At 46.1% G+C, this 24,440-nt stretch carries 19 protein-coding genes and 1 pseudogene; 7 read left to right on the top strand and 13 right to left on the bottom strand.

What is annotated here, in order from left to right:
- Nucleotides 1-1,561 precede the first annotated feature (1,561 nt).
- From LS482_RS10610 to LS482_RS10590, 5 genes are all read right to left on the bottom strand, one after another.
- Nucleotides 1,562-2,803, bottom strand: coding sequence for an aminotransferase class V-fold PLP-dependent enzyme (locus LS482_RS10610; protein WP_233031766.1), 1,242 nt, complete (start codon nucleotides 2,801-2,803; stop codon nucleotides 1,562-1,564).
- An 83-nt stretch (nucleotides 2,804-2,886) separates the two neighbouring features.
- Nucleotides 2,887-4,206: a Fe-S cluster assembly protein SufD gene (gene sufD, locus LS482_RS10605; RefSeq protein WP_233031765.1), complete on the bottom strand. Its 1,320-nt coding sequence runs from the start codon at nucleotides 4,204-4,206 to the stop codon at nucleotides 2,887-2,889.
- Between the two features lie 80 nt (nucleotides 4,207-4,286).
- Complete coding sequence (gene sufC / locus LS482_RS10600; RefSeq protein ID WP_233031764.1) at nucleotides 4,287-5,045, bottom strand: Fe-S cluster assembly ATPase SufC; 759 nt, start codon at nucleotides 5,043-5,045, stop codon at nucleotides 4,287-4,289.
- Nucleotides 5,046-5,173: 128 nt separating this feature from the next.
- Nucleotides 5,174-6,619 carry a Fe-S cluster assembly protein SufB gene (sufB, locus tag LS482_RS10595; protein ID WP_233031763.1) on the bottom strand — a complete coding sequence of 482 codons (1,446 nt, stop codon included), beginning with the start codon at nucleotides 6,617-6,619 and terminating at the stop codon, nucleotides 5,174-5,176.
- A 63-nt stretch (nucleotides 6,620-6,682) separates the two neighbouring features.
- On the bottom strand, nucleotides 6,683-7,012 hold the full coding sequence (locus LS482_RS10590) for a HesB/IscA family protein (RefSeq protein WP_233031762.1): 330 nt from the start codon (nucleotides 7,010-7,012) through the stop codon (nucleotides 6,683-6,685).
- 226 nt (nucleotides 7,013-7,238) lie between these two features.
- Here LS482_RS10590 and thiL point away from each other — a divergent pair, with 226 nt between their 5' ends.
- Nucleotides 7,239-8,288, top strand: coding sequence for a thiamine-phosphate kinase (gene thiL / locus LS482_RS10585; protein WP_233031761.1), 1,050 nt, complete (start codon nucleotides 7,239-7,241; stop codon nucleotides 8,286-8,288).
- 10 nt (nucleotides 8,289-8,298) lie between these two features.
- On the opposite strand, the gene LS482_RS21860 is transcribed toward thiL, so the two are convergent.
- Together LS482_RS21860 and LS482_RS10580 are read right to left on the bottom strand one after the other, a co-directional pair.
- Nucleotides 8,299-8,505 (bottom strand): DUF1660 family phage protein, encoded by a 207-nt coding sequence (locus LS482_RS21860; RefSeq protein WP_496560026.1) that lies wholly within the window; start codon nucleotides 8,503-8,505, stop codon nucleotides 8,299-8,301.
- A gap of 113 nt (nucleotides 8,506-8,618) precedes the next feature.
- Nucleotides 8,619-9,395, bottom strand: coding sequence for an alpha/beta fold hydrolase (locus LS482_RS10580; protein ID WP_233031760.1), 777 nt, complete (start codon nucleotides 9,393-9,395; stop codon nucleotides 8,619-8,621).
- Between the two features lie 172 nt (nucleotides 9,396-9,567).
- Between LS482_RS10580 and LS482_RS10575 the strand changes: the two genes are divergently transcribed.
- On the top strand, nucleotides 9,568-10,290 hold the full coding sequence (locus LS482_RS10575) for a DUF6090 family protein (protein ID WP_233031759.1): 723 nt from the start codon (nucleotides 9,568-9,570) through the stop codon (nucleotides 10,288-10,290).
- Nucleotides 10,291-10,389: 99 nt separating this feature from the next.
- Here the strand turns inward: LS482_RS10575 and glmS are convergent.
- The 3 genes and pseudogenes from glmS to LS482_RS10560 all read right to left on the bottom strand — a co-directional run bounded on the left by glmS (nucleotide 10,390) and on the right by LS482_RS10560 (nucleotide 14,920).
- Nucleotides 10,390-12,233 (bottom strand): annotated as a pseudogene (gene glmS, locus LS482_RS10570) (glutamine--fructose-6-phosphate transaminase (isomerizing)).
- A 32-nt stretch (nucleotides 12,234-12,265) separates the two neighbouring features.
- The gene (bamH, locus tag LS482_RS10565; protein WP_233031758.1) at nucleotides 12,266-13,975 is read right to left on the bottom strand and encodes a BamH family beta-barrel-assembly machinery protein; all 1,710 of its coding nucleotides are present in this window, start codon (nucleotides 13,973-13,975) and stop codon (nucleotides 12,266-12,268) included.
- 135 nt (nucleotides 13,976-14,110) lie between these two features.
- Nucleotides 14,111-14,920 carry a glycogen/starch synthase gene (locus tag LS482_RS10560; RefSeq protein ID WP_233031757.1) on the bottom strand — a complete coding sequence of 270 codons (810 nt, stop codon included), beginning with the start codon at nucleotides 14,918-14,920 and terminating at the stop codon, nucleotides 14,111-14,113.
- Nucleotides 14,921-15,240: 320 nt separating this feature from the next.
- Between LS482_RS10560 and panC the strand changes: the two genes are divergently transcribed.
- The 5 genes from panC to radA all read left to right on the top strand — a co-directional run bounded on the left by panC (nucleotide 15,241) and on the right by radA (nucleotide 20,427).
- Nucleotides 15,241-16,089, top strand: coding sequence for a pantoate--beta-alanine ligase (panC, locus tag LS482_RS10555; protein ID WP_233031756.1), 849 nt, complete (start codon nucleotides 15,241-15,243; stop codon nucleotides 16,087-16,089).
- A 107-nt stretch (nucleotides 16,090-16,196) separates the two neighbouring features.
- Nucleotides 16,197-16,547 (top strand): aspartate 1-decarboxylase, encoded by a 351-nt coding sequence (panD, locus tag LS482_RS10550; RefSeq protein ID WP_233031755.1) that lies wholly within the window; start codon nucleotides 16,197-16,199, stop codon nucleotides 16,545-16,547.
- 45 nt (nucleotides 16,548-16,592) lie between these two features.
- The gene (locus tag LS482_RS10545) at nucleotides 16,593-17,612 is read left to right on the top strand and encodes a lysylphosphatidylglycerol synthase transmembrane domain-containing protein (protein ID WP_233031754.1); all 1,020 of its coding nucleotides are present in this window, start codon (nucleotides 16,593-16,595) and stop codon (nucleotides 17,610-17,612) included.
- A gap of 251 nt (nucleotides 17,613-17,863) precedes the next feature.
- Nucleotides 17,864-18,994 (top strand): alpha/beta hydrolase, encoded by a 1,131-nt coding sequence (locus LS482_RS10540; RefSeq protein ID WP_233031753.1) that lies wholly within the window; start codon nucleotides 17,864-17,866, stop codon nucleotides 18,992-18,994.
- A 71-nt stretch (nucleotides 18,995-19,065) separates the two neighbouring features.
- A complete protein-coding gene (gene radA / locus LS482_RS10535) occupies nucleotides 19,066-20,427 on the top strand; it encodes a DNA repair protein RadA (RefSeq protein WP_233031752.1) in 1,362 nt (453 codons plus the stop codon).
- A gap of 58 nt (nucleotides 20,428-20,485) precedes the next feature.
- Here radA and LS482_RS10530 read toward each other — a convergent pair whose 3' ends face one another.
- The 3 genes from LS482_RS10530 to LS482_RS10520 all read right to left on the bottom strand — a co-directional run bounded on the left by LS482_RS10530 (nucleotide 20,486) and on the right by LS482_RS10520 (nucleotide 24,361).
- Nucleotides 20,486-21,139 (bottom strand): CoA transferase subunit B, encoded by a 654-nt coding sequence (locus tag LS482_RS10530; protein WP_233031751.1) that lies wholly within the window; start codon nucleotides 21,137-21,139, stop codon nucleotides 20,486-20,488.
- Between the two features lie 21 nt (nucleotides 21,140-21,160).
- Nucleotides 21,161-21,865 (bottom strand): CoA transferase subunit A, encoded by a 705-nt coding sequence (locus LS482_RS10525; protein ID WP_233031750.1) that lies wholly within the window; start codon nucleotides 21,863-21,865, stop codon nucleotides 21,161-21,163.
- A 171-nt stretch (nucleotides 21,866-22,036) separates the two neighbouring features.
- On the bottom strand, nucleotides 22,037-24,361 hold the full coding sequence (locus tag LS482_RS10520) for a penicillin-binding protein 1A (protein WP_233031749.1): 2,325 nt from the start codon (nucleotides 24,359-24,361) through the stop codon (nucleotides 22,037-22,039).
- Nucleotides 24,362-24,440 lie beyond the last annotated feature (79 nt).

The raw sequence follows: 24,440 nt of genomic DNA, 5'->3' as shown, positions 1-24,440 counted from the left end.
ATTTTGATACGGACACTTTTTATTTGCCTTTTTATTGATTTCCATTTATTTACCCGGGAAGTCCGGGCATTGGCTTTTCGGGAAGTATACAATATTGTTAACGTCCGCTTAAAATGAATTGATTTTCATATATTTACATTCAGGTTCTTTGAAATCCCGATAGCTAGGGATTGCAGTCCGTATCCGTAAACCGTTTTTTACAGGTCCTTGGGATTATAGCATGGTTACAGGTTTTTAGACGATCACTTTCTCACTTAGATCATAGGTCTTATATACGTCTAACATCTCATATCTGAAATCTACTTCTGATCCTGATCCGTCTTTTGCCCGGCAGGGAACGGTCTGATATCTGTAATATTCCGCAGGTTGAACAGCCCGGTTTCACCCTGTGTCCTGTGAGTTAATAACGGCCGTGTAAATACGGGTATGAAATGTGCTCCTAACAGCATCGCGAATACCCCGGGCCCGGCAGCCCGCATTCAGGAACACTCCCGGACCGGTACCGGAAACATCCCGGTAAACCCGGTACAGGCAGCGATAGTTCTGCCCGGCGGATGACACTACTGCCGATATGCCGGAAAGTTCGGGAAAGGCACTCTTCCCGTAAAGGTTTACCCGCCTTTGCCAAAGGCCCGGAATATCCTGTTCACAGCCGGATCATCCGGGGCGGATTTCCGCCATTTAAGGGATTGTGTTTATGCCGGACCGGGTTTTGTTTACTGCATGGACAAAACACTAAACGGCAGACCGGTTTAAGTCCGCTGCTTAACCGGTCCCTTAGGTATTCATCTCCTTTTCCCTTTACCGCCAAAGGCATCACTTACACCGCATACACAGCTCCCGGGGCCGTAAACACACCCGGTTGTGAAATCATAAGCAACCCGGTACGCAGTAAACCCGATCAGGTATACGGTAAATATAACCCGGTTGGGCGTAAACCCATCCGGGTACGAAATCAACAGTAACCCGGTACGCAGTAAACACAATCAGGTATACGGTAAATATAACCCGGTTAGGCGTAAACCCATCCGGATATGATATCAACCGTAACCCGGTACGCAGTACACACAACACGGCAGACCGTAAAAGCATCCAGTATGAGATTAAAAGTAACCCGGTAGACGGTGAACACAACACGGTTTGCCGCAAACATACCCGGGTACGAAATTAAAAGTATCCCTGTTTACCGCTAAAGCAGTTGGGTATGACATCATAAGCAACACGGTAAGCGGCTGACAGGATCGGGTAAGCTGCGTAACGGGTTCCCCCCCGTGTAAACACACCCCCTTAAATGGCCGTTTTCCGGGCTTTAAGACGGAAAGGAACGGGGCGTTTTCCGGGGGTCCCGGTACAGGCATATCCGGGAAAGAAATGCGCTTATAAGGAGTCCCCCGGCCTTTCGAAGATATGCGGAGGTTGAAGACCTGTCCGCACCCGGCGGGGCAACAGGGAAAGTGCCGTGAATACCCGATCGGATCGTTACGCTATAAAAAAGTGTTGAAAGCTATGTATGGGGGCTCAAAGAATGTATTTAGCGGACACCGGCGATATACTATGGGTCTCAGCCAAGCATTTCTTTGGCTTTTTTTACTGCGGCAACCAGGGCATCGATTTCCTCACGGGTATTGTAAAATGCAAAACTGGCCCTTACCGTCCCCGGAATCTTATAATAATCCATAATGGGCTGGGCACAGTGATGGCCGGTACGTACGGCAATACCCAGTTTATCTACAATGGTCCCTATATCATAGGGATGTATCCCTTCCAGATTAAAGGAAATCACCGAGGTTTTGTGTTCAGAGGTCCCGTATATCTTCAGCCCTTCGATTTTAAGCAGTTCTTCGGTGGCGTATTTCAGCAACCCCTTTTCGTATTCCTCTATGTTTTCGAGACCAATGCCGTTAAGATAATCTACGGCCACACCAAAGACAATCCCTCCGCAAATGTTCGGGGTACCGGCCTCAAATTTGTGAGGAAGATCGGCATACGTGGTTTTTTCGAAAGTGACCTCGGCAATCATTTCGCCACCTCCCTGATAAGGCGGGAGTTCATTCAGCCACTTTTCCTTGCCATAGAGTATGCCCACACCTGTAGGCCCACACATTTTATGTGCAGAAACCACGTAAAAATCCACATCCAGCGCCTGTACATCAGGTTTTATATGCGGGCATGCCTGCGCCCCGTCTACCAGAACGGCAGCTCCCACGCGATGTGCTTTTTCTATGATCTCTTTTATAGGGTTTATGGTACCGAGGGCATTGGAAATATGATTGCAGAATACCAGTCTGCTCTTTTCGGAAAGCAGTTCCTCATAGGCATCCATCATCAATTCCCCTTCCGCATTCATCGGGATCACTTTCAGTACGGCCCCGGTTTTTTCACACAGCATCTGCCACGGAACAATATTGGAGTGGTGTTCCATTGCAGATACGAGAACTTCATCCCCGGGTTTCAGAAAAGATGCAAAACCGTGCGCCACCAGGTTAATGCCATGAGTGGTACCGGATGTAAAAATAATTTCGTAAGGTTTTGCTGCGTTAAAGTGTTTCTGCAGTTTTATCCGTGATTTTTCATAGGCATCGGTCGCTTCCTGCGACAGGGTATGTACCCCGCGGTGTATATTGGCATTGTACCGGGAATAGTAATCCACAATGGCATCAATGACCGCCTTCGGGGTCTGGGATGTTGCCGCATTATCAAAATACACCAGGGGTTTTCCGTTGACCTGACGTTGCAGAATGGGAAAATCCTTTCGTATCTTTTCTACATCAAAAGTGGCGGTATTCGGGATTGTAGTAGCCATTTTTTCTGGTTTTGAGCGGTACGGTTCCAATTATTGATACGGGGAAATACCCGTAACCCTGATTATCCGAAAACCGCAACAATTTATAGTTCAAAACCGAGATTAACTCCCAGTTTTTTTGCTATGAGTTTATTGATACGTGCCTTTACTTCGGGTATCTTTACACTTTCCAGCACATTGTTGGCAAAAGCGTACATCATCAGGGCCTTGGCTTCCCTGGCAGGAATCCCCCTGGAACGCAGGTAAAACAGGGCCTCTTCATTCAGTTGCCCTACGGTACAACCGTGTGAACACTTCACATCATCGGCAAAAATTTCGAGTTGAGGCTTGGTATTTATCGTTGCTTTATCATCCAGCAGGATATTGTTATTCTGCTGAAAAGCATTGGTTTTCTGCGCCTCTTTCTCCACAATAACCTTACCGTTAAACACCCCTGTGCTCCGGTCTCCGAAAATACCTTTGTAATCCTGATGGCTTTCACAATTAGGGTAAACATGATTGACCAGCGTATGATGGTCCACATGCTGTTTGTTTCCTATGATGGTGATCCCTTTCAGTGTAGAGGTCAAATATTCGTCTTTGTGATAAAAATTGAGGTTATTGCGCGTCAGGTTCCCTCCCAGGGAAAAGGTATGCACGGAAGCGTGGCTGTTTTTTTCCTGGGAGATATAGGTATTGTCTATAAGTGATGCAGACTGTTTGTCGTTCTGTATTTTGTAATAATCCACCATGGCCCGTTTATCGGCAAATATCTCGGTCACGGAATTGGTCAGCACGGGATTTTCCGTAAGGCTTTGGTGACGTTCAATAATTTGTACATGTGCATTTTCACCCACCACGATCAGGTTCCTTGGCTGAAGCATCAGCGCCGGTTCTTTCCCCGTGGAAAAATGAAGGATCTGTATGGGTTTGTCCACCACCTTTCCTTTGGGGATATGAATAAACGCCCCTTCTTTCAGAAATGCAGTGTTCAGTGCAGTGAGGCTGTCTTCGGTATTGGCCGCCTTATTGAAATAATTTTCTATAACGGCCCTGTATTTGGGTTTCCCCAGGGCAGAACTCATCAGGCATATATCCAGTCCGTCATGTGAAGTAGCAGACAGGTTAGAGCTGTATCTTCCGTCAACAAACGCTATCTTGTAGGAGTCTATTTCATGGATAAAATACCGCATCACATCCTTAAACTCCAGCCCGGTGTCTTCTTTCGGATACAGGCTGTAGTTCTGCTTTAATACCGCATTTAGTGAAGTATATTTCCAGGCTTCTTCTCTTTTGGTAGGGAATCCTTTCTCGTCAAATTTCTTAATGGCATCCGAACAAATATCATGTATGGGCGAATGCTCGTCCAGTCCGTTACCTTCATACGCGAAGAAAGAAGAAACCAATTTATCTTTTAATTCCATTTTCCGTCTCTGATTTTTCAATTGTTGGATAGAACTACTGTATTACCTCTATCCTGTTTGAGACACACACCCGTGCGTCTCTATCCGATGGCTGGTTTTTCCTGTTTTATCCAGTCATATCCTTTTTCCTCCAGTTCATGTGCCAGTTCCGCACCGCCGGACTTCACGATCTTTCCGTCCAGTAACACATGTACGAAATCGGGAATAATGTAATCCAGTAATCGCTGGTAGTGCGTAATCACCACTACGGCATTGTCTTTGGAACGCAACCTGTTCACTCCGTTGGCTACAATGCGAAGGGCATCGATATCCAGCCCGGAGTCGGTTTCGTCCAAAATTGCCAGTCTGGGTTCCAGCATGGCCATCTGGAAGATCTCGTTACGTTTCTTTTCTCCTCCGGAGAAGCCTTCGTTAAGGGAGCGGGACAGAAACTTCCTGTCTATTTCGAGGAGTTCCGACTTTTCCCTGATCTTCTTCAGCATTTCACTGGCCGGCATTTCTTCCAGTCCCTGTGCCTTGCGTGTTTCATTTATGGCGGTTTTCATAAAATTGGTTACCGACACCCCGGGAATCTCCACGGGATACTGGAACGACATGAAAATACCTTTATGTGCCCGTTCCTCGGCAGCGAGTTCGCCCAGGTCTTCCCCTTCGAAAAGGATGTTACCCTCGGTGACCTCGAATTCTTCCTTGCCGGCGATAACGGAAGACAACGTACTCTTACCTGATCCGTTAGGTCCCATAATGGCGTGTATCTCTCCGGCATTGACCTCTATGTCTATTCCTTTCAATATCTCCTTGCCTTCTACACTGGCATGTAAATTGTTTACCTTTAACATTTCCTATTTAAATTTAATCGGATACCCGTACCCGTAACTCATCCAAGCCGGGGTCCGGTTATCAAACTTTTGCATTACTACTCATCGACTGTATTCCAAAAAATATATGGTGATCTCTTCAGGGCTGTTTATCCTACGGAACCTTCCAGGGATATTTCCAGCAGCTTCTGCGCTTCCACTGCAAATTCCATCGGCAGCTTATTGAGCACTTCCTTACTGAAACCGTTAACGATCAGCGCAATCGCCCTTTCGGTATCTATTCCCCGCTGATTACAGTAAAATATCTGGTCTTCCCCGATTTTCGAAGTGGTGGCTTCGTGTTCCACCTGGGCCGTCTTATTTTTGGCCTCTATGTAGGGGAAGGTATGTGCACCGCATTTATTACCCATCAACAGGGAATCGCACTGCGAAAAGTTCCTCGCATTTTCCGCCCTGCTGTTTATCTGTACCAGCCCGCGATAACTGTTCTGTGATTTACCGGCAGAAACCCCCTTGGAAATAATGGTACTCCTGGTATTTTTGCCCAAATGGATCATTTTGGTCCCGGTATCGGCCTGTTGAAAGTTGTTGGTAACGGCAATGGAATAGAATTCCCCTACCGAATTGTCTCCCTTAAGCACACAACTGGGATATTTCCAGGTTATGGCACTACCGGTCTCCACCTGGGTCCAGGATATTTTCGCATTGGTTTCGCAAAGCCCTCTCTTGGTTACGAAGTTAAACACCCCGCCTTTGCCGTCCTTTCCTCCGGGAAACCAGTTCTGTACCGTAGAATATTTGATCTCGGCATCGTCCAAAGCAATCAGTTCCACCACGGCGGCATGCAGCTGGTTTTCATCACGCATCGGTGCGGTACATCCTTCCAGGTAACTCACATAGCTACCTTCATCTGCCACCACCAGTGTACGTTCAAACTGTCCTGTTCCCGCCTGGTTAATACGGAAATAAGTGGACAACTCCATAGGGCATCTCACTCCCTTGGGAATATAGCAAAACGAACCGTCGGAGAACACTGCGGAATTCAATGCCGCATAAAAGTTATCTTTCTTAGGCACTACGGTACCGATGTATTTTTTCACCAGCTCCGGGTGATTTTTAATCGCCTCGCTGATGGAGCAGAAAATAATTCCTTTCTCGGCCAGGGTTTCCTTAAATGTAGTTGCCACGGAAACAGAATCCATAACCACATCAATGGCCACTCCGGCAAGCTTTTTCTGTTCTTCGATCGATATCCCCAGCTTGTCGAACGTTTCCAGCAGTTCCGGATCCACTTCGTCCAGACTGTTGTACTTGTCTTTTTTCTTGGGGGCCGAATAATAGCTTATATTCTGGAAATCGGGCTTCTTGTATTTTACATTCGCCCATTCCGGCTCAATCATCTTCTCCCATGCCCGGAAAGCTTCCACACGCCATTCGGTCATCCATTCGGGCTCTTCCTTCTTTTTGGAAATAGCCCGGACGATCTCCTCATTGAGCCCCACGGGAAACGTATCCGACTCTATATCGGTATAGAATCCGTATTCGTATTCCTTGGTTTCGAGTTCTTTTTTTAATTCTTCTTCAGTATATGCCATTGCTTAATTTTCATACGGTTAACATTCGTCCTGCCCCTAAATCTTCGATGACAAAAGAGCCCGCTATAGCGAAAAACTCTCCCCGCATCCGCAGGTACGCTGTGCATTCGGGTTGTTAAACACAAAACCTTTTCCGTTCAGTCCTCCCGAATATTCCAGTGTAGTTCCTACCAGGTACAAAAAACTCTTTTTATCCACCAGAATACGCACAGCATTATCTTCAAACACTTTATCCTCTTCGCTCTGCAGTTTATCGAACTTCAATTCATAAGATAAACCGCTGCATCCGCCGCTTTTTACGCCAACGCGCACGAAGTCACTGGAAGCATCATAACCTTCTTCGGTCATAAGCTCCACAACCTTCCGTCTCGCTGTATCTGAAACTTTTATCATGGTTTGTTATGGTTTGATCCTTAATTGCAATGCAAAGATAGTAACTATAATAGACTTAATAAACTATTTACACAGCAATTACGTTGATGACAGTATAAGGGAAATTTATTACATAACATCATAAAAAACAACATATCTGCACGATCGGGGTTATTGTTCGCCTGTAGTTTTCATTATAACCTTACGCCTCACATTAATATCTTTCAAAAACTCCTACCTTTGCAGCATGATAGAAGATAAAAATCCGCAACGAACTTCCCTGTCCGAACTCGGTGAATTCGGACTTATAGAACACCTTACCAAAGATTTTGAGATCACCCGGAAATCTACCGTAAAAGGCGTAGGGGACGACGCAGCCATTCTGGATTTTAAAAACAAAAAAGTAGTGGTGTCCAACGACCTGCTGGTTGAAGGCGTCCATTTTGACCTTGCTTATATGCCTTTAAAGCATCTGGGGTACAAAGCCGTTATGGTCAATTTATCGGACATCTACGCCATGAATGCCACGGCCACACAGATTACCGTATCCATAGCAGTTTCCAATCGCTTTCCCCTGGAGGCTCTTGAGGAACTGTATGCCGGTATAGCCTTGGCGTGTAAGCTATACAATGTAGACATGGTAGGCGGCGACACTACTTCTTCCGGCAAAGGATTGCTCATTTCGATAACTGCCTTAGGTGAGGCCGATGAAGAGGACCTTGTGTACCGCAACGGAGCCAAACCCAACGACCTGCTTGTGGTAACGGGCGATATCGGCGGGGCCTATATGGGGTTACAGGTATTGGAACGGGAAAAAGAAGTGTTCAAGGTAAACCCGAATAACCAGCCGGACCTATCGATGTACACCTATATTGTAGAGCGCCAACTAAAACCGGAGGCCCGGAAAGATATCCCCGGACTTCTGAAAAAACTCGGGGTAAAACCCACCTCCATGATCGACATTTCGGATGGCCTTTCTTCGGAAATCATCCACCTGAGCACACAATCCGGAACAGGGTGCAATTTGTATGAAGACAAAATCCCCCTGGACCCCCAGGTAATCACTACCTGTGAGGAATTCGAAATTAACAGTACCATGGTTGCCCTTAGTGGAGGAGAAGATTATGAACTGCTTTTTACAATTTCGCAGGACGACTATCCGAAGGTCAAGGGAAATCCTCATCTCACCGTTATAGGCCATATGACCGGGAAGGACGAAGGCATGCACCTCATTACCAGGGCAAATACGAAAATCCCGCTCAAAGCGCGTGGATGGAACGCCCTGAAAGAAGAGTAATAACTTCAGTTCAGGCAGCAGAGTTGGAGTGCTGCTTTTTCTGATGCAATTCGGCCAGGGTTTCGTTGATTTCTTTTAACTGACTGGTCAGCGAGGTAAGGTGACCTTCGTCATTCACGGTTACTTCGGCTCGGCAGCAAGTGCATTGATATTCTTTAATATGAGAGGTTACTTCTCTGGTTACTCGAAATCGATGTCCGAAGATAAAACAGAGCATTCGGGCCATGGAAAAAACTGATTTATTAGACTTTATACGCATAGGTTTGGGTAGTTTTGGTTTAACGACCCCGAATATACTATTTTCTGAATCAAATATCAAAAAAATCGGCCCTATTTCTTTAAAAACCAACATATTGCATGTAAAACCTCTTTTTTATTCTCAATATGGCTCATATGACCTCCGGAAACTTCAAATATTGCAATTTCCGCAGCGCGTGCCTGGTCCATAAGGTCATTAAAACCGAGCACAGGGTCCTTTCGCCCGAGAATCATCATTTTCCTGTAGGGTGTAAAATGCAACAACACTTCCCTGTCCTCCCGGATTTTCATTCCTTCAAGGGCTGCCACAATACCCTGCACGGGGGTTTTGAGCGCCTCTGCCTTGACCTCTCGTATTTCTTCACGGAATATCTTACGGTTTTTCGGCCTGAAGAGATTTGTAACGGCCATCCGTATAAAGGTTTTGTGATCTTTTTTAACCGCAGCAATGGCACGGTCCCGGTTTTGTTTCCTTACAGTATCGTCTGCGCGGGCCGTGGAATTAAGCAGCGCCAGTCCCTTTACAGCATCCGGATGTTTTTCAGCAAAGGCAAGTGCCACATAGCCTCCCATGGAATGCCCGATAAGAACAGACTTTCGCACCCTCAGCCGCCTTAATACTTCTTCCACCACCCCGGCCATCATTTCCATAGTATGTACATAGCCCAGGCATCCGGTTTTCCCGTGGCCGGGAAGGTCTATGGCGATGACCCTGTTTTTCCGGGACAGTTCCGGAACAAGACCGCTCCACATGGCAGAACTTTCCAGGAAGCCATGCAGAAGCACTACAACAGGACCTTTGCCCTTTTCTTCATAAAAAACAGGAATACCTTTATAATCTATTGTCATTTGCCGTCCCTTGAAACATACATCTACCTTGACACACGGCAAAATAACAAATTAGATCCCAACTACGCAAAGTTGTCTTTTCACCTCATAAACAGAAGTTTATTTTTTTATTTTTGGAATTGGAAGAAAACGTCCATTGAGGTAAATTTCATCCGGAAAAACCAATCGGTAAATGTTCCGCAAGCTAAAACAAAAACTATTGAAAAAGAATAAGATCAAAAGCTATCTGAGCTATGCTATAGGAGAAATCGTATTGATAGTGATTGGTATACTGGTAGCTGTTTCCATAAATAACCGAAATACAAAAAAGCAACAGGAAAAAGTAATAAACGGAATTTTCGCCATTATTATCGCCGACCTCAAACAAGATACTACGGCAACCAATAAGATACTGAATTTTTACACCGAAAGGGAACCGGTATTTCTCAAGATAGCGGAGAACATCTTTACAAAAGATGAAATTTCAGCCTGTGAACTCTGTCCTTACCTAATCACCGAACGACGATTACTCCGCATCAACAAAAGGGGATTTCATCAATTAAATGAATATAAGGACCTTACCCTTAACCACAAGGACTCCCTGATCTTTGACATTGTGGCTTTCTACAACAGTTTAATTAACCGGATTGAACCCATTAACGACGAAATATCCAAAGATATTTTTGAAAATCTCGTTTTTTGGCGGGATACTTACCCCTGGTTCGCTTCCTTAACGCAGGGGAAATTAAAAAAAGAGGACATGGGGTATTTTGCAAGCCAGGAATACAGGAATAAAGTAGCCTATCATTACACCCTGATATATAAAAACCACCTGCCCGCCATAAGAACATTCCGGAGGGAATCTGAAATCCTTCTGAAAAAATTAAATGACCGGCTTGACAAGAACACCGAATAGGAGGGCACCCTTTATAAAAAATTCCCGCCGGGACACCGAAAAATATTTCAGAAACCTTAACGGGAATTTTTATTTCCTTATACTTATACGATTTTATATTTACTCCACCGTGACCGATTTGGCCAGGTTCCGCGGCTGGTCTACATTACAGCCACGCATCACCGCAATATGGTAACTCAGTAACTGTAACGGTATGGTCGTTATAAGCGGGCTCAGGGCGTCCGTAGTTTCCGGGATCTCTATCACATGGTCGGCCAGCTCCCTCACCGTCGTATCCCCTTCCATAACCACCGCAATGATCTTCCCTTTCCTGGACTTGATCTCCTGGATGTTGCTCACCACCTTTTCATAATGCCCGTTCTTCGTGGCTATGATCACCACGGGCATTTGTTCGTCGATCAGGGCGATGGGACCGTGTTTCATTTCCGCAGCAGGATACCCCTCTGCATGGATATACGATATCTCCTTTAATTTCAGCGCCCCCTCCAAAGCTACCGGGAAATTATACCCCCTGCCCAGGTAAAGGCAGTTAGGGGCTTCCTTATACAACGAGGAAATATATTTTACATGATCGTCATTCTTTAAACACTCCGCTACCTTTACAGGGATCGCTTCCATTTCGGTCAGGTAACGCTGCAATGCCGTCCTGGAGATCGTCCCTTTAGCCGAGGCCAGCTTCAGGGCCATCAATGTCAGTACCGTGATCTGGGTGGTAAAGGCCTTGGTCGAGCCACTCCGATCTCGGGTCCGGCATGCGTATAAGCTCCCGCATGGGCTTCCCGCGCGATCGACGAGCCCACTACATTACATACCCCGAACACAAAAGCGCCTTTCTCCCTGGCCAGCTTTATTGCCGCCAGCGTATCGGCCGTTTCTCCCGACTGTGAGATCACGATCAGCACATCCCGTTCGGTAATGACAGGGTTGCGATACCGGAATTCTGAGGCATACTCTACCTCTACGGGTATCCGGGCCAGGTCTTCGAAGATATACTCCGCCACCAGCCCTGCATGCCACGAGGTCCCGCAGGCCGCTATCAGTATCCGGTCGGCACGGAGGAACTTCTCCAGGTTGTCCTCCATCCCTGCCATCTTTATAAGGCCTTCGTCCACACGTAACCGCCCGCGGTAGGTATCCCGTATCGCCTGGGGCTGTTCGTAGATCTCCTTCAGCATAAAATGGGCATAGCCGCCCTTTTCGATCTGTTCCAGGTTGAGTTGTAGTTCCTGCACATAGGGGTCTACCAGCGAGTCGTCTTTTATCTTTCTGACCTTGACCGTCTTGCCTCTTCTTAAAATGGCCATTTCCTCATCTTCCAGGTATATGGCATTGTTGGTATATTCGATAAAGGGGGAGGCATCCGAAGCCACGAAAAATTCATCTTCACCGATACCGATGGCCAGCGGACTGCCCAGCTTGGCCGCCACAAGTTTGGGCTTGGTCCGGTCAAAAACCACAATGGCATACGCTCCGTGCACCTGGTTCAGGGCGATCTGAACGGCTTTGCCCAGCTTCAGGTCGTGGTTCTTCTTTACATCTTCGATCAGGTTCACCAATACTTCGGTATCCGTATCGGAGGTAAAGGTGTATCCTCTTTTGGTCAGCTCTCGGCGAAGCGGTTCATAGTTTTCAATGATCCCGTTATGGATGATCACAAGGTCTCCGGAATTGGAATAGTGCGGGTGGGAATTCACATCGTTGGGCTCCCCGTGGGTGGCCCATCGGGTATGGCCTATGCCAAGGGTACCTTCCAGGGCAATTCCGCTTTTGGCTTTGGCTTCCAGGTCGGCCACTTTTCCCTTGGTCTTGGATAACCGGATATCCGATCCGTCATAAAGTGCTACACCTGCACTGTCATAACCTCTGTACTCCAGGCGTTTAAGCCCCTTGATCACCACGGGATAGGCCTCCCGGTGGCCAATATAACCTACGATTCCACACATTTTTTCCTGCTTTTTTTATTAAGATTCGGGGTTTACTCTACCATAGTATAGAATATTTCCAGCTTCAGGCGTTTGTCTTCATTTTCCTCTCCCAGGTCTCCGCTTCCATAGAGTATTGTTCCCAGGGGATTTATTACAGACGCTTCAGGAACATACAACTCCGTATCCCCGTTTTCACCTCCTCCTGCAGATACATTATTTACGTTGTTGATATTGGACGTCACAGAAAGGCCAAGCGTTACATTATCAGCTCCTTCATTTAATATCTGGTTAATGTGCTCTGTTATCCTAATTTTATAACGTACCCCCTTATCATCTTCTTTTTCAAGGATACCTCCGTAGATCTGTTTGGACAGATTACTGTCCTGATTACTGGTGTAATCCAGTTCCACATCCAATAGCACTTCGTTATTTTCAAGGTTATAGACATAGATCCTGGACGGTTCGGTCACATTCTGCAGAGCATCCAGCTTTTCCCGGTCAACGTAGAACGTAAGGTTGGCTTCGTTAATAATCCATCCTTTGTCTTGGTTGGCCTCCAATACCGTCTTGTCTCCGACAGGATCGAACAGGTGCAATTCCGTCATGATCCCCGCACCGCCTTTCAAATAAATCCGGGAAGCATTGGTATCCGTATCCAGTTCTCCCTCAATCTCTGACGGATAAGGGTCGTTAACCAGGGTGTTCACTACGTTATTTCTCCTGACACGCCCGCCCGTATTCGAATTTATGGTATACGCCGCAAGGCTCATCGTAAATGAAGAACTGTTTTTGACTATTTCGTTGTCATTGGAGGTATCTACCCGGTCATATTCGTATTCCACCTCTATACTTGCATTGTTCCAGTCCAGGAGCATCATGGCGTCCGCGGAGAAATCGGAAGCTGAAAAACGGAGCCCCCTGATAAACTCCCTGAAGTTGTTGTTGCTTATCAGCTCGCTTTCCCCTTCCTTATCGAGTATTTGCTGAAAAAATTCCATATTTCTGTCCATCGCCACCCGTATCCTGGGAGTCAGTCTCGTTTCTACCTGTTCCTCTTCGTTTTCCTCGGTATCGGGGTCGTCTTCTTCACCGTAGATCAAAATTTCCCGGTTATCGATCTTTATTACACTATCACACAGTATTGCCCCGGCATATGCAGAAAAATCCTTATCGGAAAAATACTCCTGCCGTTCGCGGAAACCACTTGAAGGATCGAGATCCCTGAGGTAATATGTAAGTTCTTCAACCCGCAATCTGAATTCGGCATCCTGGCTGCCATAAATGGAGTCCAGGTCGTATTCCCTGGCCACGGGAACTCCTTCGTCATTATTTTCGGTTTCACCATCGGCCACACTACCGAAAAAAGGAATGTTGAGATATACTCTTGTTACGGTTTCGTTTTCGGGAGTGGTACTGTTATCATTATCGTTTGCGTACTCTTCCTCCCGTCCCTGTGAGGCCAATCCGAAAGTGGGATTTGTATTGTTCAAATACAATTGCGACACTATGCCCGCTTCTGTTTTTCCATAGATAGGATCGTTAAAAACACCCAGCTGATATAATGACAAACCATTGGTCTGCGCAGCATTCAGTTTCCGGTTATAGGCATACACATCAAACTCCGCCCTATCGGTTTCGAAATTTCCGTCGCCTATAATATCAGTACCAATGGTATTGACATCCTTATCACAGGAAGCAAAAAAAGCAATGCCGCTTGTCAACAGTATTGCTTTGTATAATCGAAAATACGCTTTCTTCATTCTGTCTTTATTTTTTTGGACTGATGCCTCGACTTCGCTCGGCAACCGCAGACATTTCCTCTTTGTCCCGATCTGTACTTTAAACCCGCCCCAGAAGGCGGTGGAGCTTCGTCACATCACTTTATCAACCCTGATTTAACCTAAAACCTTTGTTTCGTAAAATTTTTCGTAAGCATCTTCAAACTCATAGATAGAGACATAGGGCAATACCGGTTTATCTACATTTTTCAAATATTCTTCCAGGTCTGAAGGTATGTTTTCCGAAGCCACCACCACGGCGTCTGAATTGTCTATGGCCACCCTGAGGATACTGGAATAATCCGGAGATTCCAGCGCATGAACATCTCCTTCGGAAATACCGTCGAATTTCACCTTCTCTATCATTTGTTTATCTAACGTCCCGTCAAAATCTTTGTTGTACACCGAAGTCACTATTTTACTTTCGGCAAACAACGGTTCGTCTGCATAGTATTTCTTCAGGTAAAGCGGGAGCATACCGGCCATCCAGCCATGAACATGAATGATATCGGGAGACCAGTTCAGTTTCTTGACGGTTTCAACAACTCCTTTGGCAAAAAAAATGGCCCTTTCGTCATTGTCCGGAAAAAGGTTTCCGTCTTCATCAGAGAAAGTAGCCTTGCGTTTAAAATACTCCTCGTTATCTATAAAATATACCTGTATCCGCTCTTTGGGGATCGATGCCACCTTAATGATGAGCGGCATATCCATATCGTTAATCACCAGATTCATTCCGGAGAGGCGTATCACTTCGTGCAGTTGGTGCCTTCTCTCGTTAATATTTCCAAACCGAGGCATAAAAATTCGTATTTGCCCGCCCCTGTCGTTTACCATTCTGGGATTTTCATATGCCAGTGAAGACACTTCGTTCTCCGGCAAATAGGGTATCATTTCGGAGGCAACAAATAACACTTTTTTATCAGTCATAAATTTGTTTTGTTTACAATAAAACTTTTGTCCAAGAAGCTGTTTATTTTTTCCAAAAAACTCCCAAAGCATGCAAAAATACAAAAAATATGCCTAACGCACTTATTTCTCGCACCTGTATTCCCTGCAAAATCATCATTTTGCCCTGATTTTTAGTTATATCGCATAAGACCCTTCCGGTTTTTGGAAGAAATACCCTCCAAAAGTTAAATAAGCGCCGGGAAAAGGCTTTTCTCCCTGAAAATTTATCGAATACCTGACCCCGTGCATGTTCAATTCCATTAAAATACATAGATTTGCAGGCTGTTAATTATTTAACCATGGCTGTTTTCCACACAAAGGAGTCGCTTAGGGCAGAACTGCTGCAACTGAGAAATAAAGGCAGGACCATAGGGCTCGTGCCAACTATGGGAGCCCTGCACAAAGGCCATCTTTCCCTGGTGAAAGAAGCTGCCGCACAAAATAACGTGGTAGTGGTAAGCATCTTTGTAAACCCTACACAGTTTGACAACAAAGAGGACCTGAACAAATACCCGCGAGACCTGGAGGCCGACACTAAACTGCTTACCTCCGTAGTCCCGGACATTATCATCTTTGCCCCGGAAGTCGAAGAGATCTATACCGGCGATGTCTCTTCCGCCTCTTTTGATTTTGACGGACTCGAATTCCGGATGGAAGGCAGGTACAGGAAAGGCCATTTTGACGGTGTAGGCACCATTGTAAAACGCCTTTTTGAAATTGTAGCACCGCACAATGCCTACTTCGGTGAAAAAGATTACCAACAGCTCCAGGTTATAAAAACACTGGTAAAAAAACACCAGCTGCCCGTTCAGGTACACGGATGCCCCATTGAAAGGGAAGAAAACGGCCTGGCCATGAGTTCCCGCAACGAACGCCTGACAAAAGAGCAGCGAAAAGAAGGTGGTTTTATATACCGTACCCTGCAAACCGCCAAAGAAAAATTTGGCACGGAAAGTGCAACAGAAGTAAGGGAATGGGTTACAGAACAATTTAAAAGACACCCGTTATTTGAACTGGAATATATGGAAATAGCCGATGCAGATACCCTGCAGACGGCAGATGTAAAAACCAACAACAGGAAATACAGGGCGTTTATTGCGGTTTATGCTGGTGATGTCCGGTTAATAGACAACATTGCCCTGAATTAGTTAACAAACTCATATGCACACAACACGACAAACGAAATATACTCCTGAAATCCGGCAGGTTAACAATTCTTAACATATAACTCCCAATTAATAATTACCTTTGCACCATGCAGATACAAGTAGTTAAATCCAAGATACACAGGGTTACGGTCACCGGGGCCGAACTCAACTATATCGGCAGCATCACTATAGACGAAGCATTGATGGAAGCCGCCAATATTATTGAAGGAGAAAAAGTACAGATCGTAAACATCAACAACGGGGAACGCCTGGAGACCTATGTCATTAAAGGAAACCGCGGCAGCGGCGAAATTACGCTGAACGGTCCTTCGGCCAGGAGAGTCCAGAAGGGCGATGTTGTTATTATCATTTCGTACGGTACCATGGATTTCGAAGAAGCCAAATCCTTTAAACCCTCATTGGTTTTTCCCAACGAAAAGGACAACTCTCTCAAATAAGGGCGACCAGGCGGCTTCTACACCCGGTCTCACCCAAAAAACAATATGGCTCCGGCCTCCGGATACGGAAACGGGGATCGCGAAACGGCATACCGAGTAGTGAAAAAGCAATTATCCAACATCATTCAGATAGCACTCCCGCTTGCCCTGGGTATCTTTTTGATCTGGTATACCTATACCAAGTTCAGCCCGGAGCAGCTCAGGCAACTGAAGCAGAATTTCCTCAAAGCCGACTACTTCTACATCTGGATTTCCATGTTTTTTGGTATCCTGAGCCATTTTTCCAGGGCGTATCGCTGGAATTACCTGCTGGAGCCCCTGGGATACAGGGCAAGGATTCCCAACAGTTTTATGGCGGTCAGTATCGGTTACCTGCTGAATTTTGCCATCCCGCGTTCGGGAGAAGTATCACGGGCCGTCGTTATTAACAAATACGACAAAGTACCTTTTGAAAAGGCCTTCGGCACCATTGTGGCAGAACGCATTGCCGACCTCTTTATTTCCGTATGCATTCTTTTCATTGCTTTTTTCCTGCAATTCGATACCTTGTGGAGCCTGCTCAATACCCACAACATCAATCCCGAAAAACTGGTCATCTTAGGAATTGCCGGAATCCTGCTCGCTGCCCTTTTCTGGATTTATCTCCGGCGGACCCGTTCCGCCATAGGTGAAAAAATAAAGAATTTTATCAAAGGGCTCAAAGAGGGCGTGTTCAGCATACTTTCCATGAAAAAGAAATGGGCGTTCATTGCACATACCCTGTTTATCTGGCTCATGTATGTGCTTATGTTCCATATCTGCATCTACGCTTTTCCAGAAACACAGTCCATCACTTTCTCACAATCGCTTTCTCTTTTTGTGGTAGGGTCGTTTACCATTGCCTTTACAAACGGGGGCTTCGGCACTTATCCCTTTCTCATCGCAGAAGCCATCCTGTTATATGGGGTAGCCTATACCGTAGGGACCTCCTTCGGGTGGATCGTATGGTTATCCCAGACCGCGGTTATTGTATTTCTGGGTATTATGTCATTTCTACTTCTCCCCCTCTATAATAAAAATAACTGATTTCCTCATATTGTCTTTTCGTTAAAAATTCATTCGCAATTTGAGATAATGGTAATATTTAGTATATTGCCATCAATCCAAACTACCTACATACAAGACATTTAACACTATAGCAAAAATGTCAGAATGACGTTTTTCAGTGGTGAATAAGTCCGTGGTGCCCCCAACATCCCCGGAATTTTTCATTTGTAATTCAATGAAAAAAACAGGATGAACCATAATACACCAAACCATTTTATACCTTCCAACATATGAAACTCTTATGCTATATACTGCTGGGATGCCTTATCACAACAAACACCTACGCCCAGACCCGCTCGATCCCTTTTGAATCGGAATTGCTGGAGGAAACGAGAAACATACGGTTACACATACCGGAAAATTATTCGGAAGACCGGCCTTATCCGCTGATCCTGGTACTCAATGCAGACTATCTTTTTGACCTGGTGGTGACCAATTCAAAATTTTATGCCGCCAACGGACAAATGCCCGAAAGCATCATTGCAGGGATTGACCAGGGAGTTAATGCCACACAGGATTGCACCTATGACAGCAAAAGGGGATTTCCCGCAGGAAAGGGGGCCGATTTCTTCGAATTTATCGGTATGGAACTCCTGCCTTCCATAGCAAACGAATACAATCTGGCCAACTTTAAAATGATTGTGGGCCACCGCTTTACCGGTAATTTTATAAATTATTACCTCTTCAAGGAAAAGCCTTTGTTCGATGCCTATATTGACATTCACCCGGAATTTGCGCCGAACCTGGACAAGCACCTTTCAGAGCGGCTGGCTGCAATAAATACGGTGAAGTTTTATTATATGGCCGTCGGGGAGGACGGTGACAAAGACCAGGTAAAGCGTATCAACAACCTCAACACATCACTGCAGGCCATAAAGAACGATCAACTGTTCTATTTCTACGACAGCTTTGAGAATACCGACAGTCATGCGGCCGCATCCTGTGCTATTCCGAGGGCACTGAACGATATATTCACCATTTTCCGTCCCATTACCCCTTATGAATACAAAAACAATATACTTACTTCGGACGAACCGGTCATCGAATACCTGAATAAAAAATACGAAAGGGCAGAAAACCTTTTCGGCTTCCGGAAACAGGTAAGCCTCAACGATATTATGGCCATTTATGCCGCAAGTCTTAAAAAAGAGGATTATGCCTCACTGGAACAACTCAGCGACCTTGCCAAAAAGGAATTTCCCGATACCATGCTGGGCTATTTCTTCGAAGCGGAACACCTGGAAAAGACCGGCGACCTGAAAAAGGCGACCCGGACCTATAAAAAAGCTTTCGGGATGAAGGAAATCGACTTTATTCACAAGGACCTTATCATGGAACGGATCGAGGCCATCAATTATTAGGATTCAGAGACGCGATCCAAAAATAATGCCTATTTTAGACCGGGAAAATACCATATCCGAACCCGATTAACATGGCTAAAGTAAAGACCTCCTATTTTTGTCAGAATTGCGGAGCCCAATATGCCAAATGGCAGGGGCAATGCACCTCGTGCAGGGAATGGAATACCATTGTAGAGGAAGTCATCCAGAAGGAAGAAAAAAACACCTGGAAACAGGGCGCGGCGAAAAGCAAAAGGGCGGTAAAACCTCTTAAAATAAACGAAATTTCCAGGACCGAAGAGCACCGGATGCCTTCCGGGGACGATGAATTCAACCGTGTATTGGGTGGCGGCATTGTGCCGGGCTCCGTTATTTTGCTCGGGGGTGAACCGGGGATAGGAAAAAGCACCCTGCTCCTCCAGATTGCGCTGCAACTCCGCTACAAAACCCTTTACGTTTCCGGGGAGGAGAGCCAGGCCCAGATAAAAATGCGAGCGGAACGCATAAACCCGGACAGCGAAAACTGTTATATCCTTACGGAGACCAAAACCCAGAATATCTTTAAGCAAATTGAAAGCGTAACCCCCGACATCCTTATTATTGACTCCATACAGACCCTTCATTCCGACTACATCGAGTCTTCTGCCGGAAGTATTTCACAAATCAAGGAATGTACGGCAGAGCTCATCAAGTTTGCCAAGGAAACCAACATCCCGGTGATCCTCATAGGACACATTACCAAGGAAGGCAACATTGCCGGCCCCAAGATACTGGAACATATGGTAGACACTGTACTTCAGTTTGAAGGCGACCGCAATTACGTATACCGTATATTAAGGGCTTTAAAGAACCGTTTCGGGTCTACCGCAGAACTGGGCATCTACGAAATGCTGGGCAGCGGTCTGCGCGAGGTGGCCAATCCTTCGGAAATACTCATTTCACGGAATGAAGACTCCCTGAGCGGAACGGCCATTGCCGCCACCCTGGAAGGGATACGGCCACTCATGATAGAAATCCAGGCACTGGTAAGCACTGCGGTTTACGGCACACCACAGCGCAGCACCACAGGATATAACGTTAAACGGCTGAATATGCTCCTTGCAGTATTGGAAAAAAGGGCCGGTTTCCGGCTGGGGGCCAAAGATGTCTTTTTGAATATCACCGGGGGAATTTCGGTGGACGATCCTGCGATAGACCTCGCTGTTGTAGCTGCCGTACTATCCAGCAACGAAGATATTGCCATAGAAAAAAACATCTGTTTTGCCGCCGAGGTAGGCCTTGCCGGGGAAATTCGCCCCGTACAACGGGTGGACCAACGTATTATGGAAGCCGAAAAACTGGGCTTTTCTACCATTTTTGTATCAAAACAGAATAAGATCACCATCAAAAAACCGGAAATACGGGTGGCCGTGGTATCCAAAATAGAAGATGTGATCAGCGATCTGTTCGGATAAGATCATTAATGGATCCATCGTTTGAGACGCACGGCCGTGCGTCTCAACCAGCAATTATTTATAATTGCATTTCGGGGATATCCCCTTCCACGATTAGACGGCCTTCGGTAGCCTGTTTTATTTCATCAACAGACACCCCCGGAGCACGTTCGAGCAGTTTGAATCCCTGATCGGTAACTTCCAGCACGGCGAGATTGGTCACTATTTTCCTTACACAATTCACCCCTGTTAACGGCAGGGTACAACTTTTAAGCAACTTGGATTTCCCCGCCTTGTTGGTATGCATCATGGCTACGATAATATTATCGGCCGAAGCTACCAGGTCCATTGCTCCCCCCATACCTTTCACCATTTTTCCGGGTATCTTCCAGTTGGCAATATCCCCGTTGTCGGCAACTTCCATGGCACCAAGTATCGTAAGGTGGACGTGCTGTCCGCGTATCATCCCGAAACTCATTGCAGAATCGAAAAAGGAGGCTCCGGGAAGTGTGGTTATCGTTTGTTTTCCGGCATTGATCAGATCGGCATCCTCTTCGCCTTCATTCGGAAACGGCCCCATGCCCAGCACCCCGTTTTCGCTTTGAAATTCAACATCTATCCCCTCCGGGACATAATTGGCCACCAGGGTGGGTATACCTATTCCGAGATTTACATAATACCCGTCCCTGACCTCCCTGGCTATTCGTTTTGCTATACCGTTTTTGTCTAACATAATGCGTGGATCGTTGAAAATTTAAGACTGTTTTTCTCTCACGGTTCGCTGCTCTATTCGCTTCTCGTAGTTTTTCCCTTCAAATATCCGCTGCACGAAGATTCCCGGAATATGAATCCGGTTAGGGTCGAGTTCACCGGCCGGGACCAGGTCTTCAACTTCAGCCACCGTAACTTTCGCTGCCCCGCACATACAGGGGTTAAAATTCCTCGCTGTTCCCTTGAAAATCAGGTTTCCGGCTTCGTCTCCTTTCCAGGCCTTTACAATGGCAAAATCAGCCTGAAAGGCTTCTTCCATAACATACATTTTACCGTTGAATTCCCTGGTTTCCTTTCCTTCAGCTACTTCGGTACCATAGCCTGCGGGAGTAAAAAAAGCGGGGATTCCGGCCTGTGCAGCCCGGCATTTCTCCGCCAGGGTCCCCTGAGGGGTAAGTTCCACCTCGAGCTCCCCGCTGAGCATTTGCCGCTCAAATTCGTCGTTTTCGCCCACATAGGAAGATATCATCTTTTTTATCTGGTGCTTTTGAAGCAAAAGACCGAGACCGAAATCGTCAACTCCGGCATTGTTGGATATACAGGTGATCCCCTTAACACCGAGACGCACCAGTTCTGCTATACTGTTCTCGGGAATCCCGCACAAACCGAAACCTCCGAGCATAAAGGTCATCCCGTCACGGACACCATGCAGGGCTTCGGCAACTGAAGCTACCCTTTTATTTATCATTTCATCTGTGATTTTTATTTGTTTCCAATAGGTCAGATGGAATGCCCTAAGCACATATTGGCCGGTTTACCGTCTGTCCAATGAGCATTTCGTAATTTTTCAGGGAAAAATACGAATAATTTAACAAAAAAGACAGTTTTGACGGCTTGTATTTCGAATATTTAAAAACACCTAGAAATCGATCTCTTCCAGGTTGGTTTCTTCCGGTGTAACGGAGTCTTCAACTTTCGAACAGTCTATTTCGATAGAGAGGTTTTCCGGTTTCCTGAACTCCCCTTTGGAAACACCCAGTTCTTCATCGGTGTAACACTTTTTCATGTACAGCCCCCATATGGGAAGCGCCATACTCGCTCCCTGCCCGTATGAAATACTCCTGAAATGGATGGCGCGGTCTTCTCCTCCTACCCAGACTCCTGTTACGAGATTGGGCACCATACCCATAAACCAACCGTCGCTCTGGTTTTGTGTAGTCCCTGTCTTCCCGGCGATCGGGTTAGTAAATTCATACGGATAACCTGTAATGATTTCTTTATACAGCGTATTATTGACCGCCCATTTATTGCGTAACCGCACTCCGGAACCGGACTGGGTTACCCCTTCCATGAGCTTAACGGTAGTATAGGCAACCTCTTCACTCATAACGTCCTTTGTCTCCGGAACATATTCGAACAGTACCGTACCGTTCTTATCTTCGATACGGGTAATCATCACCGGCTTCACGTATACGCCCTGATTGGCAAAGGTACTGTAGGCGCCCACCATTTCATAAACAGTAAAATCGGGAGTTCCGAGAGCTATAGACGGCACCGGGGGGATATCGGATTCTATCCCCAGGTTTCGCACTAGCTGGGCTACCGGCACGGGACCTACCTTGTCGATCAGGGTGGCAGTGATCGTGTTTACGGAATTTGCCAGTGCTTCCTTGAGGGTGAGCATTTTACCGGTGTATTTGCCACTGGAGTTCTTGGGGCACCACGGCTTTAGGTTCCCATATTTATTGGCCTCTATACAGTGTTGCACATCGGGAAGCCTGTCGCACGGCGACATGTGCAACTGGTCGATGGCAGTGGCATACACGAACGGTTTAAATGTCGACCCCGATTGCCGGGCTCCCTGTTTTACCTGGTCATATTGAAAGTGTTTGTAATTTATCCCCCCTACCCAGGCCCTCACATGACCGGTTTGGGGTTCCATGGACATCATTCCCGTACGGAGGAAAGACTTGTAATAGCGGATAGAGTCCATCGGGGTCATGACCGTATCCTTTTCACCCTCCCAGGAAAAAACGGTCATTTCGGTCTTTTTCTCAAAGGACTCCCGGATTTCCTTTTCAGATTTGTCCAGGTCGTATTTCATTTTCCGCCAGCGTTCCGATTGCTTCATGGCGCGTTCCATCGTAGCATCTATTTCTTCCTCGGTAAGTCCTAAAAACGGAGCCGTTTTATTCCGATCGGGCGTATTCTGGTGAAAAAATTCTGCCTGGAGCTTTTTCATGTGTTCCGTTACCGCTTCTTCAGCGTATTGTTGCATACGGGAATCTATCGTCGTATAAACTTTGAGTCCGTCCAGGTAAATATTGTATTTATCACCATTGGGCTTCCGGTTTTCGGGATCGTTGGCCCAGTCTTTCAAAAAGCCCTGGAGGTACATCCTGAAATACGTGGCCAGTCCTTCTCTGTGGGACTCTATATTAAAATTAAGCTTTATGGGCAGCTTTTGCAATGAATCCTTTTCCTCTTCTGTAATGAAGTCGTTCTTTTCCATCTGGCTGAATACCAGATTCCTTCTTCGTGTTGTTAATTCGGGGCGCTTTATGGGATCGTACAGGGATGAATTTTTAAACATTCCCGCCAGCATGGCCGATTCCTGGATATTAAGGTCCTGAGGTTCCTTTCCGAAATAGGTTCTGGATGCAGAGTTTATTCCACTGGCCATATAACCAAAACCATAGATATTGAAATACATTGAAATGATTTCCTCCTTTGTATATTGTCTTTCTAACCGGACCGCAATTATCCACTCTTTTACTTTTTGCATAACCCGAGCAAAAATGTTGCGTGAAGGTCTCTCGGTGAACAGTTGTTTTGCCAATTGCTGGGTAATCGTACTGGCTCCTCCCTTTCTACCGAGGAAAACAATCGCCCTCAACGTTCCCCGGGCATCTATACCGGAATGACTGTAAAAACGTTCGTCCTCGGTCGCTACCAACGCCTTTATCAAATGGTCCGGCAATTCATCATACGAAACGGGCGTCCTGTTATCATTCAGATAATATTTACCGAGTGTTTTTCCATCGACCGAAATGATCTCCGTAGCGAGGTTGGTCTGCGGATTTTCGAGCACTTCAAACGTTGGCATGGTACCGAAAGCTCCCCAGGAAGCCAACAGAAACAACAGTACTACCAGGGCAACGGCTCCGAAAAACAGTCCCCAAAACCACTTGATATATGTTCCAAAACCTCGTTTTTTATTTTTCTTGGCAGGTGCTTTTCCCATCTTGTTCAGTTATCGGGTTATTCGGTTGTGGAGTTATCGGGTTATATCACAGCCCTATAACTTCACAACTTTGCTACTA

The organism is Sinomicrobium kalidii (assembly GCF_021183825.1).
GTDB lineage: Bacteria > Bacteroidota > Bacteroidia > Flavobacteriales > Flavobacteriaceae > Sinomicrobium > Sinomicrobium kalidii.
This window is presented reverse-complemented; position numbering and strand designations above follow the sequence as displayed.